General features: G+C 52.9%; 11 protein-coding genes. 9 read left to right on the top strand and 2 right to left on the bottom strand.

Going from position 1 to position 15,864, the window contains the following annotated elements:
• Positions 1 to 375: 375 nt before the first annotated feature.
• Positions 376 to 1,488, top strand: coding sequence for a DUF1559 family PulG-like putative transporter (locus tag KOR42_RS08850; RefSeq protein WP_197440995.1), 1,113 nt, complete (start codon positions 376 to 378; stop codon positions 1,486 to 1,488).
• 371 nt (positions 1,489 to 1,859) lie between these two features.
• Positions 1,860 to 2,903 (top strand): transthyretin-like family protein, encoded by a 1,044-nt coding sequence (locus tag KOR42_RS08845; RefSeq protein WP_146508919.1) that lies wholly within the window; start codon positions 1,860 to 1,862, stop codon positions 2,901 to 2,903.
• A 152-nt stretch (positions 2,904 to 3,055) separates the two neighbouring features.
• Here KOR42_RS08845 and KOR42_RS08840 read toward each other — a convergent pair whose 3' ends face one another.
• Positions 3,056 to 3,865, bottom strand: coding sequence for a rhomboid family intramembrane serine protease (locus KOR42_RS08840; RefSeq protein ID WP_146508917.1), 810 nt, complete (start codon positions 3,863 to 3,865; stop codon positions 3,056 to 3,058).
• A 69-nt stretch (positions 3,866 to 3,934) separates the two neighbouring features.
• Positions 3,935 to 4,567, bottom strand: coding sequence for an alpha/beta fold hydrolase (locus KOR42_RS08835; RefSeq protein ID WP_146508915.1), 633 nt, complete (start codon positions 4,565 to 4,567; stop codon positions 3,935 to 3,937).
• A gap of 382 nt (positions 4,568 to 4,949) precedes the next feature.
• Here KOR42_RS08835 and KOR42_RS08830 point away from each other — a divergent pair, with 382 nt between their 5' ends.
• The 7 genes from KOR42_RS08830 to KOR42_RS08800 all read left to right on the top strand — a co-directional run bounded on the left by KOR42_RS08830 (position 4,950) and on the right by KOR42_RS08800 (position 15,848).
• The gene (locus tag KOR42_RS08830) at positions 4,950 to 7,448 is read left to right on the top strand and encodes a hypothetical protein (protein WP_231740804.1); all 2,499 of its coding nucleotides are present in this window, start codon (positions 4,950 to 4,952) and stop codon (positions 7,446 to 7,448) included.
• Positions 7,445 to 8,524, top strand: a complete 1,080-nt coding sequence (locus KOR42_RS08825; RefSeq protein ID WP_146508912.1) for a hypothetical protein — start codon at positions 7,445 to 7,447, stop codon at positions 8,522 to 8,524. Before KOR42_RS08830 ends, KOR42_RS08825 begins: the two co-directional genes overlap by 4 nt.
• Before the next feature lie 543 nt (positions 8,525 to 9,067).
• The gene (locus tag KOR42_RS08820; RefSeq protein WP_146508910.1) at positions 9,068 to 10,237 is read left to right on the top strand and encodes a serine/threonine protein kinase; all 1,170 of its coding nucleotides are present in this window, start codon (positions 9,068 to 9,070) and stop codon (positions 10,235 to 10,237) included.
• Positions 10,238 to 10,328: 91 nt separating this feature from the next.
• A complete protein-coding gene (locus KOR42_RS08815; protein ID WP_146508907.1) occupies positions 10,329 to 10,949 on the top strand; it encodes a sigma-70 family RNA polymerase sigma factor in 621 nt (206 codons plus the stop codon).
• A gap of 144 nt (positions 10,950 to 11,093) precedes the next feature.
• On the top strand, positions 11,094 to 12,818 hold the full coding sequence (locus KOR42_RS08810; RefSeq protein ID WP_146508905.1) for an anti-sigma factor family protein: 1,725 nt from the start codon (positions 11,094 to 11,096) through the stop codon (positions 12,816 to 12,818).
• A 115-nt stretch (positions 12,819 to 12,933) separates the two neighbouring features.
• A complete protein-coding gene (queF, locus tag KOR42_RS08805; protein WP_146508903.1) occupies positions 12,934 to 13,296 on the top strand; it encodes a preQ(1) synthase in 363 nt (120 codons plus the stop codon).
• A gap of 512 nt (positions 13,297 to 13,808) precedes the next feature.
• Positions 13,809 to 15,848 (top strand): PTS sugar transporter subunit IIA, encoded by a 2,040-nt coding sequence (locus KOR42_RS08800; protein WP_146508901.1) that lies wholly within the window; start codon positions 13,809 to 13,811, stop codon positions 15,846 to 15,848.
• The last annotated feature ends 16 nt before the right edge of the window (positions 15,849 to 15,864 follow it).

Genomic DNA, 15,864 nt, shown 5'->3' with positions numbered 1-15,864 from the left:
GAATCATCACCGCATTCTGAGTCGAGTTGTCGTATTAGAAATCAAACGAACTGAACTCTCCATGTGCCACGTCGATGCTGGCAACATCCATGTGCGGAAGCCTTCTCAGAAGTTCTGACTTGACAATGACTTGTGTTAGGTCGGAAGATAGAGGCCGAAGATTCCGGCGATGGAAATGGAGTTGGGCTTGTTTCGATCCATCTGCAGTTAACATCCGCTGAATGGACAGACAGGCTGACACCGCTATCGTCCCTTTTCGACAGTCCAGTCGAAACTAGCCTCGGGAATGGGTTGTGGAGGCGGATGTCGCTGGTCTGGCCGGACAGATGTTGCATTCCTTCGACTGAAGTTTCCGTCCCACGCGAGGAGGTTGTCATGAGACAACGTCGTAGAGGTTTTACTCTGATTGAATTGCTGGTTGTGATCGCGATTGTTGCGATCCTCGTCGCCCTTCTCTTGCCGGCTGTCCAGCGTGCGCGCGAGTCTGCTTCGAAAACTCAGTGTCTGAACAACCTGAAACAGCTTGGGCTGGCTCTTCATAATTACCACGATGCCCACTCTGTGTTTCCCCCTGGGCAAATTGCCAATCCGCAATACTTCGTCAGCGACAACATCGGCAACTACGTGAATCCCGGCGAAGCTCGTGAGTTTCGCGACAATAACAACCAACCACTTTGGTTTGGTGCACAAGGGACAAGCTGGATGGTTCACATCCTCCCGATGATTGAACAGGCTCCGCTTTACAATGCCTGGTCATTCGACGGGAACGTGCGACAGAATGGCGAAGAACCTCCACTCTACAGAGACAATGACGGAATCGGACTGTTTCCGCCACGAGAAGAAATCAAAGCGTTCTATTGTCCATCACGCCGAAGCGAAATGGGTGCGACAGCTCTGTTCGCCCAGACCCTTCGAGTTGATCCCAGCTGGACAAGCGGAGGCAACGATTACGCTGGTTGCACTGGTTCCGGAATTGCATTCAAAGATGACGTTGCTGGCGAACAGCAGACGTATTTCCTCACACCTGCCCAGTTGAACGCGACGATTCTCCCAGCAACAGGCCCACTGTCAGCTCGATCACCATTCGCTCAGGATTCGACCAAGGTTGGGGTCTTCGGTGTGAACAGCAACACGAAAATGGCCACCATCACTGATGGAACCACGACGACGATCATGGTCGCTGAACGCCAGATTATTCAGAATCCCCGTCAGAACCGACCGCAGGAACGCAGCAGCGACGGTTGGGCCTTTGGTGGTCCTGCAACGCTGTTCTCAACTCGACTGACTCCGCAAAACACTGGCCGGATTGAAGTTGTGAATGACGTCGACAACAACAACCGCCACTTCGACGAAGCTGGAAGTGCTCACCCTCAGGTTGTGAACGTTTTGATGGGAGACGGCGGAGCACGAAACGTCAGCATCAATATCGATTTGCGGACCTGGAACAATCTCGGGAACATGGCACAGGGATCTCCCGTTGAGTTTTAAGATGTTTTCCGGGATGATTTTCGCAAACTCGCGAGAGCAAGCGATCGATTCGTCGAGCGAAACGAGTTCAGTCGAGTTGATCGCAATGACAATATGGTCGGACCCTGACGGTTTGACCAACTGCACCACAACAGGGTGGCTGAATGCCACCCTGTTGCGTTTTTACACGAGATGCTTTCTGGCGTATGTTCTGTGAGAACTATGCTGGAGATAAGCTGCCGGAAGCGATTCCAATCATTTTCCAACAAGTGACAGTGAAGCAAAAATCAGTTTAGAACCCGGTCCATTGCCTGTGTTCTTTTGCAAAGTCGCACAGAGTGATATTCTTAGTCCATCAAAGATGGGTGATCTGATTTGAAAGGTCGGACTGAATGACGATTCGCTACCAGTGTCCTGAGTGCGATCAGGTTCTGAAAATCCGTGACGACAAAGCGGGATCGGCAGCTAAGTGTCCCAGCTGTAAAAACAAATTTGTGGTTCCGGAACCAACTTCCGATGAATCGTCTGAAGCCAGTGGCGACAGTCCGCCCGTAAAGAAGAAAGCTTCGAGTCCGAAAACCGAGCGACCGGAAACAGCGAAAGCTTCCAAAGCCTCAAAGAAGAGCGAAGCAAAGACGAAGCCTGCCGCCGATCCGGATGAGTTCGATCCTGCCGACTTTCTGATGGAGGATGGTCCAGGAGCCAAAGCTTCCGCAGGATTGGTCGAGAAAGCCCCCGCAGATAAGGGACCAGCGACCGACAGTCAGGGGCGAAGACTCCTCACTCCGAACTCCGCGTCCGCCGCCAAGAGGGCGAGCATGTCTCCTGCCGCAGCTGCAGCAGAAGACGCGAGCATTAATGCCTCAGCGAATGCTCGAGATCTCCTCACCAAAACGATGGACGAAAGTCGCGTCAAAGCATCTTCGATGCCCGCAGCTGAGAAGAAACCGTCCTTCGATTTTTCCGGCGCCCAGAAAGAACTGATTCGCTACTCCCCCCACATCGGAGGAGCACTGGCTGCGATTCTCGTCGCCTACTTCATCGCGCAATCCATCTTCGGCGAAGGTGTTGATCTGCCTCCTCTGTACGATGTCTCCGGAACGGTCACGGTGAACGGGAAAGCTTTGCCGAACGTTACTGTCATCTTTGAGCCGCTCGATGCGACCAAAGGTGGAGCAGATGGCGGCCCGAAAAGACTTCGAACGTCAACCGGCGTCACGGACGAAAACGGTTACTTCAGCCTGTACTACATGCAGGGAGAACGCGGGGCACCGAAAGGGAAAGGACGCATCTGGCTTCAGCCAAACAGCGCAGCAGATGTCATGAAAATCCCGCCGGAATACGCTGGTCGTGGCAACGACATTCGCGAAGTCCGTGAAGCTGGCAACGAAGGGAAGTTCAACATCGAGATCGAACAGAAACCGCCGCAGCAATAACGCTCACCGGTGTTCATCGGTCTTTCGACTATTCTCGTTGGTCCTTTACGCTCGTTGGGAATCGCATATTCCAACGAGCGTCATTCTGTACGGCCAATGTCGCAACGAACAAGGAATCGTCAAGTCATCGAACTGACGTTTTTCGATCGCTGTCAGCACCTTTTTAGAAGGTTCACGCGATGCGACTCTTCGGGCCGACGCTGCTGATTTTTCGGAAACAGCAGCGTGCTTCGACCTAAGAAGAATGCAAGGGCGCAACCAGCGACAAACCCTCCGGTATGAGCCCACCAGGCGACTCCTCCACCTTCTGCGGCGGACATCGTCATCGTTCCCTGAAATGCCTGGAAGAGGAACCAGACCCCCAGAAACAGCGGCGCAGGAACGACGACAATTTGCATGATGTATCCCAGCGGGATCAGTGCTTCGACGCGGGCATGCGGATACCAGACAAAATAGGCGCCCATCACTCCCGCAATCGCACCACTGGCACCGATCGTGGGAACGGTTGATCCCGGACCGCTAATGAAGTGGACGAAGCTGGCAGCCACACCGCACCCTAAATAAAACACGACGTACCCGAGGTGCCCGAACCGGTCTTCGACGTTGTCTCCGAAGATGTGAAGAAACCACATATTCCCGAGGAAGTGCATCCATCCTCCATGCAGAAAAATGCACGTCAGCAGCGTCATCCAGGCCGGCACAGCTTGCCGTTCGAGCGTTTGCGTGACGAGTTCTCTTTCGATCCCGCGCGGAGTCTGAACGTGACGTTCACCCACAACCACTTCGACAGGTGCATTGGGATCCTGCACGCGAGCCGGAATCATTCCGTACTTTTCGACCATCGACAGTTCGCCGGGCTGATCCTGCAACTGCAGGAGGAAGGTCAAAGCACACAATGCGATGACTGTATAATTGGCGATTGGAAGGCGACGGGTCGGAATGTCGTCACGAAGTGGAAGCATGGGAGTCCCTGATCATTGACCACAGCGGCTCATAGCATCTCAGAGTGGTGCCTTGACGCTGTATTGATGTTAACCGTCCACCCAGAGTTCGAAAAGAAATCGCTCGATAGCCCGCATTCCGTTCTTGAAGTTCTGTTCTTCCGTTCGATCGCTTCCGCGTCGAGGACGAAAGCTGTGATCACCATCGGGTGCCCAGTGAACTTTGATCGCCTCGGAAAGGTTGTATTGCTCGACTTCTTCGCGTTTTCCGAACGGATCGTTTTCCCCTTGCAGGATGAGCGTTGGAGTCTTCAAGTCCGCGAGATGCTCAGTCCGAAGTTTCTCCGGTTTCCCCGTCGGGTGAAACGGATACCCGAGACAGATCAACCCTTGAGCTCGACTTTCATCAGCGACGAGACTCGCAATCCGCCCGCCCATCGACTTTCCACCGATGACAACTTTTTCATTCGGGACCTGTTCCAGGACGGACATCCATGTTTCGCGAAGCACATTTTCGCGATCGGGAGGCCGCTTCCGCCCCGTCCGTGAACGCTCTTCCATGTACGGAAAATCGAATCGAACAACGCGATAGTGAAGATCTGCAAGTGCATCAGCAAAGTACGTGAGGAATCGTGAGTCAGAACTCTCCCCCGCTCCGTGTGTGAGTATGACACACTTCTTCGCTTTGCGTGGACCGGAAATTGTCAGCCGCTGTTCAGCCATGAATTCACTCTCGATTTGAAATGCAGCTCACTCGTTACATTCGGACTCTATGAAATGCAATCTCCGCACGCCGATTTTCGTGAAACTGACGGGGATCGATTTCAGAAACATGTCGACCGGAGGCTTCGCTGACGACCTTGAAGTTCAAGACTTCGGCCAAGTTCATTGCCGCGATGTTCCCGGGAATGGGCCTCCTGCTTGATGCCGGGTTGAGTGGGACGATATGGTAGACGGTGAATATCGTGCTGAATGACACAGTCCGAGCGACTTCTCTTTTTTGAGTACTCGTCGGAGTTGTGATGTTTGGCAGCCTGCTTTTGCATGTTCACAAGAGTTTGCGGAAACACCTTCGAATAACGATCTCGCTACGGTGGAGTCGCTGTTGATTATTGCCATCTTGACGATTGGGACCATCGTACTTGGAAATCCACAATGGCTTTGGCCGATTGTTGCCGGAGGTCTCTTCGTTGCAGTTGGCATGATTTTGTCGTACCGATCGGCACGACTTCCCGCTTTGACCTGGGCTGCACTCGTTGCTCTCAAACTGGTGGGTCTGGCCCTGATCTGCTTTTGCCTCTTAAACCCGCTCTGGAGCGAGAGCGATGTTCGGCCGGGAGAAAACATCGTTCTGCTGATGGTCGACAACAGTTCTTCCTTATCCATTCGCGATCCCAATCAGAAGCCGCGTGGGGATGTTGTTGAAGAACTTCTTCACGCTGATCACAAAGACTGGTTCACACGATTGAGTCAGGACTACGATTTGCGGAGATACCTCTTCGGAGATCAGCTGCGACAAGTCGAGGATTTCCAGGATGTCGATTTCAGCGACAACCGATCGGAACTGGCCACAAGCTTGCAGGGATTACAACAGCGGTTCCAAAACAAACCGCTCGCTGGGGTCCTGCTGTTTTCCGACGGAAACGCGACCGACCTCGAAGCCTTCGATGGGTTGGAAACGAGCGTCCCCATCTACCCGGTCGTGAGCCCGGACTGGGAAGATCTCGGCGATGATCTCGCCATCGAACGACTGGCTGTCCGCGAAACGAATTTCGAAGATGCCCCGATCTCCGTCGTGGCGAGCGTGACCTCGAGTTACAGCAGCGAACAAACTGTCGTTGCCACTCTCGAACTCGTCAAGAATATCGGTCACTCCGCAGACGAAGAACACGAGTCCGTTCAGGCGGAGCGTGATTCGTCGACCAATTTTCCCGGGACAGAGTTATCCGACTCCATCGAGAGTGTTCCCACTGACGAGGAAGAAGCGGATGGAAAGTCCTCTTCGTCGATTTCTCAATCGGTTTCTCTTCTTCCGGGAGTTCCGACGACCCTGGAATTTGATGTTCTCCCGCCGCAATTGGGGATCTGTTACTACAGACTCCGCATCCGCCCCGCCGCAGAAGAAGACATCTTCACCGATCCTGAGACGAGTTCGGAAGCGACACTGGAAAACAACGAACGCCTTTTGACCGTCGATCGTGGATCGAGTCAAAAGAGAATCCTCTATGTCGGAGGTCGTCCGAACTGGGAATACAAATTCCTGAATCGGGCCCTCTCGGAAGATCGCGCCGTCGACCTGGTGACGCTCATCCGGATCGCGAAAAAGGAAGCGAAATTCGACTTCCGTGGCCGAGTCGGAGAAGACAGCAACTCACTCTTTCGCGGGTTCAAAGATGAGGTCGATGAGGAAACCGAATCCTTTGATGAAGCGGTTCTGGTGCGTCTCAATACACGAGATGCTGGGGAACTGGCCGGAGGATTTCCGAAGACAAAAGAAGAACTCTACGAGTACAAAGCGATCATCCTTGATGATGTTGAGGCAGGCTTTTTCAGTCACGATCAACAGGCACTGATTGACCGGTTTGTGTCCGTGCGAGGCGGAGGCTTATTGCTTCTCGGCGGACGTGATGCATTTCGTCATGGCGACTGGGACCGGTCCTCATTGCGAGACGCCTTTCCTGTTTATCTCGACCGGCAAGGTCCTCCCGCTTCCGGTGAGCTTCGCTGGGATTTGACGCGGGATGGTTGGCTCGAACCGTGGATGCGTGTTCGCTCGACCGAAGATCAGGAAAAGATGCGGCTTCAACACATTCCTGAACTTGCGTTCGTGAATCCAGCGACAGACCCAAAACCCGGAGGACGTATTTTTGCCACTGTCCAGGACAGCTCGTCCAACGAATACCCCGCCGTCGTTGCTCAACAATACGGCCAAGGGCGTTCCGTGGCTGTCCTGATTGGAGACCTCTGGAAGTGGTCATTGAGTCGCCCTGAAACTGACGAAGATGATCTCGCCCGGTTCTGGAGACAACTCGTCCGATGGCTGATCGCTGATGTTCCTCAACGTGTGGAAGTCTCGCTCAGTCCGATTTCTCTCGGCACAATTCCCGCGATTAATATTCAGGTCAACGTCAGACAAGCGGACTACGAACCCCAGGAGAACGCTAAAGTCACGGTCAAAGTCACGACGCCGTCTGAGGAGGTTCTCGAACTGACCGCAGAGCCAAGCCTTGAGGCACCGGGACTCTTCGAAACATCCTACGTTCTGCGTGAGAGAGGGGCTTACCTCGCATCTGTCATCACTCAAAACGAAGAGTCCGAACTCCCGATCACCGCCCAGGCGGGATGGACGAGTGACCCGAAGGAGGAAGAGTTCCGAAACGTGGGCTTCAACCGTCCGCTGCTCGATCGACTGGCCGAGGATTCAGGCGGAGAAGTGATCGAGATCGGAGCACTCGACGAATTTGTTCGGACGCTTCCGCAAAAAGACCTCCCGGCGAAACAGGTACGGACAACACCTCTTTGGCATACACCATGGTTACTTGTGGCAGCGATTCTCTGTTTGACGGCGGAATGGGGACTACGGAGGGTAAGAGGACTTCCATGATCAAACAGCGTTTCCTTTTGAGTTGGGTGCTCGCCTGCCTCCTGATTGTCAATTCCGCTCCCGCCGACGAAGACGTCGAACCGGCTGGACGTGGTGATTTATTGATCGTCGTCGGGGAAGCTGGAACAAGTGAGTATGGAGAGCAATTCGAAAGTTGGGCCAATCGTTGGGAAGAAGCAGCCGCGATCGGGCAGTTTCAAATCCACACACTTTCCGACTCAAAACAGCCCCGTGAAGAATTCGCCAAGACACTGAAGGAACTCTCGAAGGGCAGCGATACTCCGCTTTGGATCGTCTGGCTCGGACATGGAACCTTCGACGGACGCACAGCCAAATTCAACTTGCCTGGTCCAGACATCACAGCTTCAGAAGTCCAAGAACTGTTGAAAGATTGCTCCCGGCTGGTGGTCTCAATTCATTGTACAGCGGCGAGCGCCCCGTTCCTCGATGCGCTCTCCGGAGAGAATCGAATCATCGTGACCGCTACGCGCAGCGGGGATCAGGTCAGTTTCTCGCACTTCGGGGAATTCTTGTCAGCGGCGATTTCGGACTTGAACGCGGATCTCGATAAGGACCAGCAAGTCTCGCTTCTCGAAGCATTCCTGATTGCATCTCGCCGAGTCGAAGAGTTCTACGAAGCAGATGGACGGATTCCCACGGAGAACGCGCTGATTGACGACAACGGTGATGGCATCGGAACACGTGCAGCGGCCTTTCAGGGATTCCGGGTCAAATCCAAACCGCAGAACTCCGAGCAGGAGTTGGATGGATTGCGGGCCCACCAACAGCATTTGATCGCAAACGAACGAGATCGGCTTCTCTCTCCGGAACAACTCGCTCGACGAAACGAAATTGAGGTCGAGATCGAATCATTGCGAAGTGTCAAAGAGACCCTTTCCGAGGACGAATATTACGATCGACTTGAAGCTCTGTTTCTCCAGCTTGGCGAACTTCTCCTTCCCCAGCACTTCGAGTCCGTAGAAGCTGAGACTGAGGAACAGCGAGAAGCGAACGACGACCCGTCTTCGGACAGCCCTGCTTCGCCCGAAGAAGATTCCCCTTCAGTCGCGGATTGAACGTGTCGTGTCCAACTGAGTGATCGCCGGAACGCATCCAACAGACAATGGCCACTGAGATCGGATGAGTTTCAATTTTGTGGTGAACCGATGATCAGTTCTCTTGTCTCTTCAGATCGAACGAGGGTGAAACGTAGCGAGCGAAATCGGTGAACAAGCAGTGATTTGCTCCGATTTCCCCTTACATGATTCCCCCCATGGGCTGCTGAATCACCGTCAACGGGATCATTTCCTACAATTGGACTGACCGATCATCAAGTTTCGACAATGAGACGTAAGCTCTTTCTATCATTACGTTAATGAACTTTTCGTCGCATTGCGTTCACGTTGGGAGTGTTTTCCGAAAAAGATCGTCGGCTCGAACAGAAAAGCTCCTCTTCGAACCCATTCGCCCCTACAATTAGGTGGCAAACCTCGACCGCTGAAAAGTTGAGTTTGTCCACTTCATTTCTAACCGTTCTCAAGGTTTCAGTTGCCTTTGCGAACGTTTATTCGATAATCCCAAAGTTACTTCGGGCTGTTCAAGCGAAAGAGTCACACCGTATGGATTCCCATTGGATTGGGCAGGACATGGATGTTACGAGAGTTTTCAATCCCGAAAGGGATTTGTTGGACGACATCCCAGAGCCTGCGAACCTCGTCAGTGAGATGTCAACCGAACTCGCTGCCAAGTACGAAAACATCATAACTCGCGATCGAGTCTCCTGGAATCAGGAGTACGATCTCGTTCGTAAATTGGGAACCGGTGGACAGGGAATCGTTTTCCTCGCGCGTCGCATGGGCGCGTTTGATGTTTCCTTTCAGCTTGCGCTGAAGTTCTTTCGCCCTGATGGTTATCAGGATCTGAATATCTATCGCAGCGAAATGGCTCGACTTGCTGCGGTCGCTATGGATGTTTCCCGCATCCAGCAGGACCACGTCATCGACATTTTCAACATCGTCGAGTACGAAGGAATTCTCGTGCTCGTCACCGAATGGGTGGACGGGTTCGACCTCAGACAACTTCTCGCTCCCGGGCTTCTGGCAAGTCTCCAGAAGCGTGTTGAGCCTGATCGATGGGAGTACATCAACGACGTCATTATCACCAACGCCGGGTTTCAGTGCCGACTCATGCCCGGTGTTGTTGTGAGCATTCTCCGTGAGTGTCTGGCCGGTCTCTCTGCACTTCATCGTGAGAACGTGATTCACGCAGACCTGAAACCCGCGAATGTGATGATCAAGCAGACAGGCAACTGCAAGATCATTGACCTCGGATCCTCCTTCTCAATCGACCGCAAACCACAACGCCCGACGTGGACATTGCGATACGCCCCCGTTGAAGTGCTCGAGGGAGATTCGCACACCCCGTTGTCGGACCTTGCTAGTCTCGGATATGTGGTCCTCGAGCTGTTGACCGGAACCATCCCCTTCGTCGGCGTGAATGACGTCAACGAATTGATTCGATGCAAGCACGATATGTGGAAGCGGATTCCCGAGCTTCTTCCGAAAGATGTGGCACGCAACGGAACTCTTGTCGAGATGCTGTCGAAGATGATCGCTCCCGATCCCGCTGACCGATTCTCTTCTCTTGAGGAAGCGGATTTATCGCAGATTGGGGCATCGGAAATTGCCCGACAACTGGTGAAAGTCGACATGGACACCGTTGTCTCCAACGAAATGAGAGTGCTGCTTCGTGAAGTGAGTGAAATCTCCTCAACTCCTGATTCTCAATAATGTTCTGTACCTGGAAACGCTCAGGACGAAAGGCTTCCTGATCGCACCTTTCGATCATTTCTGAGAGTTTTCGTTTTTGACGGAACGATTTATGACGGAAGATCGTCAAAACTTGGTGTTTGTTAAAACAGACGATCTGCGACTCGTTGAAGCAACACTGGCTGGGAATACAGAAGCCTTTGGAGAACTGGTCGATCGATACCAAGACCGACTGTTCTCGGCACTCGTTCACATGCTGGGTTCAATTCATGATGCGCGGGATGTCGCGCAGGAAGCGTTTCTCTCCGCATTTGAGAAACTCGACACATTTCGCAAGGAAGCATCTTTTTATTCCTGGCTGTTTCGTATTGCGTACAATGCTGCCATCACCAATCGACGCAAACTCAAACGCCGAGCAGCGACATCGCTTGAAGGCAAGCAGGACTCGCTCGGATTCGAGATTGCGGATGACCATCCCGACGCCAATCCGGATCACAAAATGGAGTCTGAAGAACGCGTTCGTCAGGTACGAATGGCTTTGGAACAACTCACCTGTGACTACCGTGACGTGATCGTCATGAAAGAAATCGAAGGGATGCGTTATGAAGAAATCGCAACCATCCTCAATTGCCCCATTGGAACCGTCCGCAGCCGAATTCATCGCGCACGAAATGATCTGCGTGATATTTTGACTCGAAGCCTCTCGCCAGAATCAGAAGCTTCCACGACTTAGACCATTTTCTGTTTCAGTGTGCACTCACTCGCACGAGCAAACTCAGCCTTTGACCTGATGAGAAAGTTCAAGCGAGTGCACAGGAAAGAGCAACTTGCTCTCGTTTTCGATCCCGATATCTTTTGAAAGAGTTTGAATTTCAGGATGACCTTCGTTTATTCACCAGAAATGCTATCCGCCTATCTCGACGGAGAACTTACGGATGCTGAAAAGCAGTTCCTCGAGGAATTGCTGCAGAAAAGTCCGGAGTTACAGGCTGAACTGGATGAAATCAAAAACGTCAGCTTGCGGGTTCAGGAAGTCCCGAGACTTTCTGCTCCGTCCGATTTACAGAGTCAGATTCTGGATGCGGTCAAGAGTCATTCGACGGGCGTGAACAAAGCTCAAACAGCTTCGCCGAAAAGGTCGAAAGTCACCTGGATCGCATCGTCGATTGCAGCGTGCCTCGGCATCGGCGTCACAGTCTGGATGCTTCAAAGAGATCAAATTCCGACGGACTCACTTGCCAGTCGATTGCCCCCGACGATGATCGAATCGAAAGAGTTGGCGACGACTCCAACGACAGAGTCATCGTTCAATTCAACGATCTCGCTTCAAACGGATACCCTGGAAAGCAGCCGAAATTTCACCGCGAGCACAATGGAGTCACTTTCTAACGGGGTCAGCAACTCTCTTCAGCTAGCGGATCAACCGAGTCCCGCATTCACAGAATCTGACGGGATATCTCCCATCGAAGAGCTGTCGACGCTGGCAGGTGTTTTTCCGACGGAACCACAACAGCCAACACCAACGGTCGTTTCACTTTCTGCCAATGATTTGGCGCAACGTCTCAAAACGTTGACCGACATTCCGGACAGAGGCGAAGACCTCTCAGTGGCCACGGTTCATGCTGGGACGCCGATTATCGTCGACTTTACAGTCGTCGACATTCAAAAGACGCTTGGCGATGTTGAGATTCTGGTCAAATCGCAAACTCCCCGGCCAGCCGACATACAAAACATCGCGATCAACACTCAGAACGCAGATGATCAGCAGTTCACGGTCGTTATACTCGATCTCGAAGAGCCAACGCTGGAGAACATTTTGAACAGTGTCGAAGCGGTCAGTGCGGTCATGTATGTCGAAGAAGATGCTTCGGAACTGCTTCGCGAGACGAATCTTGGCGTTGTTGCCGATGACCTCGCTCGCCATTCAGGAATCTCATCGGCAGTCACTGATGCTCAAACACCGGATCTTTCGGATTCCTATTCACAATCTGCTGAAGAGGCCGCTGAGTTGATGTTTTCAGCGTCACCGACTTCACGGTTCGATGTGAATCCAGGTTCTGCTGGCCTGGAAGCCGAAGATTATCCCAACGAGTACGAAAATCGCAGCGTGAGTCAGAACGTTGGACAGCCTGCCCGACGATTCCACTTCGACCTGAGTGCCCAGAGAGGTGTTTCAGAAGGCATCGTCTCAAGAGGATTGGTTCTTGAGGGGAGTGCTCAAGGAGGCGGTTTCGTTGTCCCTGCAGTCACCCCATCCAGTTCCGGAACCGAATCCGCGTTGAGTCAAACAGTTGATGCCGATCAACCTTCTGATCAGGAACCTTTCGGGGTCACTGCAGCTCGACCGGACTCCTTTGAGCTGAAAGCATCCGCGACTTCGTCTCAGGGCTTGGAATTGAACGCTGCTGGAAATGGCCAACGACGTCTCGCTCTGCCTGCCATTTCGCCGAAATCGGGTGAACCACTGAATCGGGTGAAGACTGTGAATTCGGGGGCTTCGTCCCAGATCAACGATGGAGTCGCTCCTCCGCCAACGCTCACGACGCGCCAGCAAGAACAAAAGATCCGCGCCTTTCTGCTCTTGAGAGAACTCCCGGAATAGTCATTCCTTATTCAAGTCAATCTTTGACGGTCTCCTCGGGAAGACAAGCTGAGTTGACGGTCACAAACAGGCCTGTATCCTGCTTGTTTGCAAGACTGATTTACCGGAAACACTCATGGCAGACCCATCTCCCACTCTCCTGGAAACCTTCGAGAATCCTTACCCGAATCGATCCTATACGATCGACACGGTCTGCCCCGAATTCACATCGATGTGTCCCAAGACAGGACAGCCTGATTTCGGAACGCTGACGATCTCGTACATCCCGAATCAGAAGTGTTTCGAACTCAAATCGCTGAAGCTCTATCTCCAGCAGTATCGCAACCACGGTGCCTTCTACGAGAGAGTCACCAACCAGATTCTGGATGACCTCGTTTCGGTTACTGAACCGAAGTGGATGAAACTCGAAGCAGCATTCACACCACGGGGCGGAATTCGAACAACGGTCATCGTTGAATATCCGGAATCGGACTCGTAGCTGCGACGGCGACGTTTCGCATTCGGAACCTGCCCCGCGGATGCATTTCGCGGCGTCCCGAGCGAACGGCCTTCTCTTCACAGCTTCAACCCGTCCAATCTGGCTCTCGCTCCATCATTCGACCAGCCGCTGATGACCGCCGATTCTTCAAGTCGCTCTTGGTGAATCTGAATGCCACGACTATGGTTGTGGCCACTGAGCGGATTGGAATTTCATCCTGACACTCGTCGATCTGTTCGCTGCGACTTCCTGAGGAGTTGAACGCGAGAGTTCAGAAGTCAGGATTTCCAACAGAGATTTCACCGGTTCACCCAAGCAGACTCCGCATTCATTAAAAGAAACGATTTCAGGCGGGTGCAGAAATCGCATGAAAATGGTCAAGAGCATTTTCTGTTTTGGCTTGCACTCACTCGCACGAGCAAACTCAGCCATTGACCTGATGAAAAAGTTCACGCGAGTGCACAGAAAAAAGCAACTTGCTCTAGCTCGAAACCAGGGACAGGTGACTTCGAATGAAAAGCCTCTACAAGACTTTCTCGAATCCAGACACTTGCCTCCTCGATCTGTCCGCATCGACAATTGAATCAGCATTCGAGCAAACAATTCGACATCTCGTCGAATGCAAACTGATCGCTCCCGGCGCGGAAGCTCAGATCGTCAATGGACTGATCCAGAGAGAGAAAACAAGTCCGACAGCGATTGGCCACTCGTTGTCGACACCCCACTACTACGACGATTTGATGATCGACCAGATGGTCGTCTTCGTGCGGCTGCATGATGCTCTCAACATGGGAGCCCCCGATCATCTTGCGACGCGATATCTGTTCATTCTCCTCGGCCCCAAATCCGCAACTTCGGATCATCTCGATACGCTCGCCCTCATCGTGAAGCTCATGTCTGATCATGACTTTCGCTATGACTTGAGTGTGGCAGAGAGTCCGGATGACTTGAAGGCTGCGATGGAGCAGTCGATCGAGCGATCTCGACCGACGAAGATCACACCGAAACAGATTCCGGATGGACTCACTCGGACGGGGCGTTTTGGCGGCGGATTGATCGGAGACTTGAAGCGCCGACTTCCGTATTACTGGAGTGACTTTCGAGACGGATTCAACGCGAAGTCGATCGCCTCAGTTCTCTTCCTGTACTTCGCCTGTCTGGCTCCCACGGTCACTTTCGGGGGAGTGATGTCCGCCGAAACAGGAGGAGCGATGGGGGCGGTCGAAATGATCACCACCACCGCACTGTGTGGAATCATCTATGCGCTCTTCTCCGGACAACCGCTCATTATCCTCGGTGGGACAGGTCCGCTTCTGGTGTTCACAGCGATCCTCTTTGAACTCTGCCAGCAGTTTCAGGTTCCGTTTCTTCCAACGTTCTTCTGGGTCGGTCTCTGGACGTCCATGTTGACGATACTGTTCGCCCTCACGGATGCCAGTTGTCTGATGAGGTACTTCACTCGCTTCACCGATGAAATCTTCGCAGCGCTGATTTCATTCATTTTCATCTACAAAGCTGTGGAATCACTGATTGCCATCTTCAACGATCTGGACATCAATCAGCACCACGACACCGCCCTTCTCTCCTTACTTCTGGCACTCGGAACGTTTTACATTGCCATTACGTTGCAAGGGATGCGGCGGAGCCGGTACATGCTCCCCTGGATGCGCGAGTTTCTCGCAGACTTCGGTCCGACGATCGCATTGGGAGCGATGACCCTTGTTGCGTTTCGCCTGCATGAAGTCGATCTCGATATCCTCCCCGCCCCTGACAGATGGGAGACCACCAGCGGAAGAGACTGGCTTGTGAATCCATTTGCCGTTCCGATGTGGGTACGCTTCGCTGCTTTGGGACCCGCTTTGGTCGGGTCGATTCTGGTCTTTCTCGATCAGAACATCACCGCCAGACTGGTGAATGCTTCGGACAATCAGTTGAAGAAGGGAAGTGCCTACCATTGGGATCTGGCACTTGTGGGAGCGTTGATCGGAGTCTGCTCGACTTTCGGCCTTCCCTGGACCGTCGCTGCGACTGTCCGCTCCCTGAATCATGTTCGCAGCCTCGCCACCGTTGAAGAATCCGTCGGCAGCGGCGGAGAGCGACGAGACCGAATTCTCCGTGTTCGTGAAAACCGAATCACCGGCCTGGCCATTCATTTAATGATCGGAGCATCACTCCTGTTGCTTCCGCTTCTCAAAAACATCCCGATGGCAGTTCTCTACGGCCTGTTCCTGTTCATGGGGATTGTTTCGATGCGAGGTAATCAGTTCTTCGAACGCCTGAGCTTGTGGACCATGGAGCCATCGCTTTACCCCGCGACGCACTACACTCGTCGAGTCCCCATCTCGATGGTTCATCTCTTCTCACTGATTCAATTGTTGTGTCTGCTCATCCTGTGGGTCGTCAAAGAGAGCCCTCTCGGAATTCTGTTTCCGCTGTTCATCGCCATGCTGGTGCCAATCCGAATCAGCCTCGGCGCAATCTTCAAACCTTCGTACCTGGAAGCACTCGACGCAGACGAATTTCCGGAAACAGAAGAAACCCAGTGGACCTAGCGCAAATCACAATAGC

This window comes from Thalassoglobus neptunius (assembly GCF_007859735.1).
GTDB lineage: Bacteria > Planctomycetota > Planctomycetia > Planctomycetales > Planctomycetaceae > Thalassoglobus > Thalassoglobus neptunius.
The sequence above is the reverse complement of the archived record's forward strand: the minus strand, read 5'-3'. Positions and strand labels throughout refer to the sequence as shown.

Coding starts and splice junctions, on each gene's coding strand:
- KOR42_RS08850 (WP_197440995.1), top strand. CDS start 376: ATGAGACAACGTCGTAGAGGTTTTACTCTGATTGAATTGCTGGTTGTG.
- KOR42_RS08845 (WP_146508919.1), top strand. CDS start 1,860: ATGACGATTCGCTACCAGTGTCCTGAGTGCGATCAGGTTCTGAAAATC.
- KOR42_RS08840 (WP_146508917.1), bottom strand. CDS start 3,865: ATGCTTCCACTTCGTGACGACATTCCGACCCGTCGCCTTCCAATCGCC.
- KOR42_RS08835 (WP_146508915.1), bottom strand. CDS start 4,567: ATGGCTGAACAGCGGCTGACAATTTCCGGTCCACGCAAAGCGAAGAAG.
- KOR42_RS08825 (WP_146508912.1), top strand. CDS start 7,445: ATGATCAAACAGCGTTTCCTTTTGAGTTGGGTGCTCGCCTGCCTCCTG.
- KOR42_RS08820 (WP_146508910.1), top strand. CDS start 9,068: ATGGATTCCCATTGGATTGGGCAGGACATGGATGTTACGAGAGTTTTC.
- KOR42_RS08815 (WP_146508907.1), top strand. CDS start 10,329: ATGACGGAAGATCGTCAAAACTTGGTGTTTGTTAAAACAGACGATCTG.
- KOR42_RS08810 (WP_146508905.1), top strand. CDS start 11,094: ATGACCTTCGTTTATTCACCAGAAATGCTATCCGCCTATCTCGACGGA.
- queF (WP_146508903.1), top strand. CDS start 12,934: ATGGCAGACCCATCTCCCACTCTCCTGGAAACCTTCGAGAATCCTTAC.
- KOR42_RS08800 (WP_146508901.1), top strand. CDS start 13,809: ATGAAAAGCCTCTACAAGACTTTCTCGAATCCAGACACTTGCCTCCTC.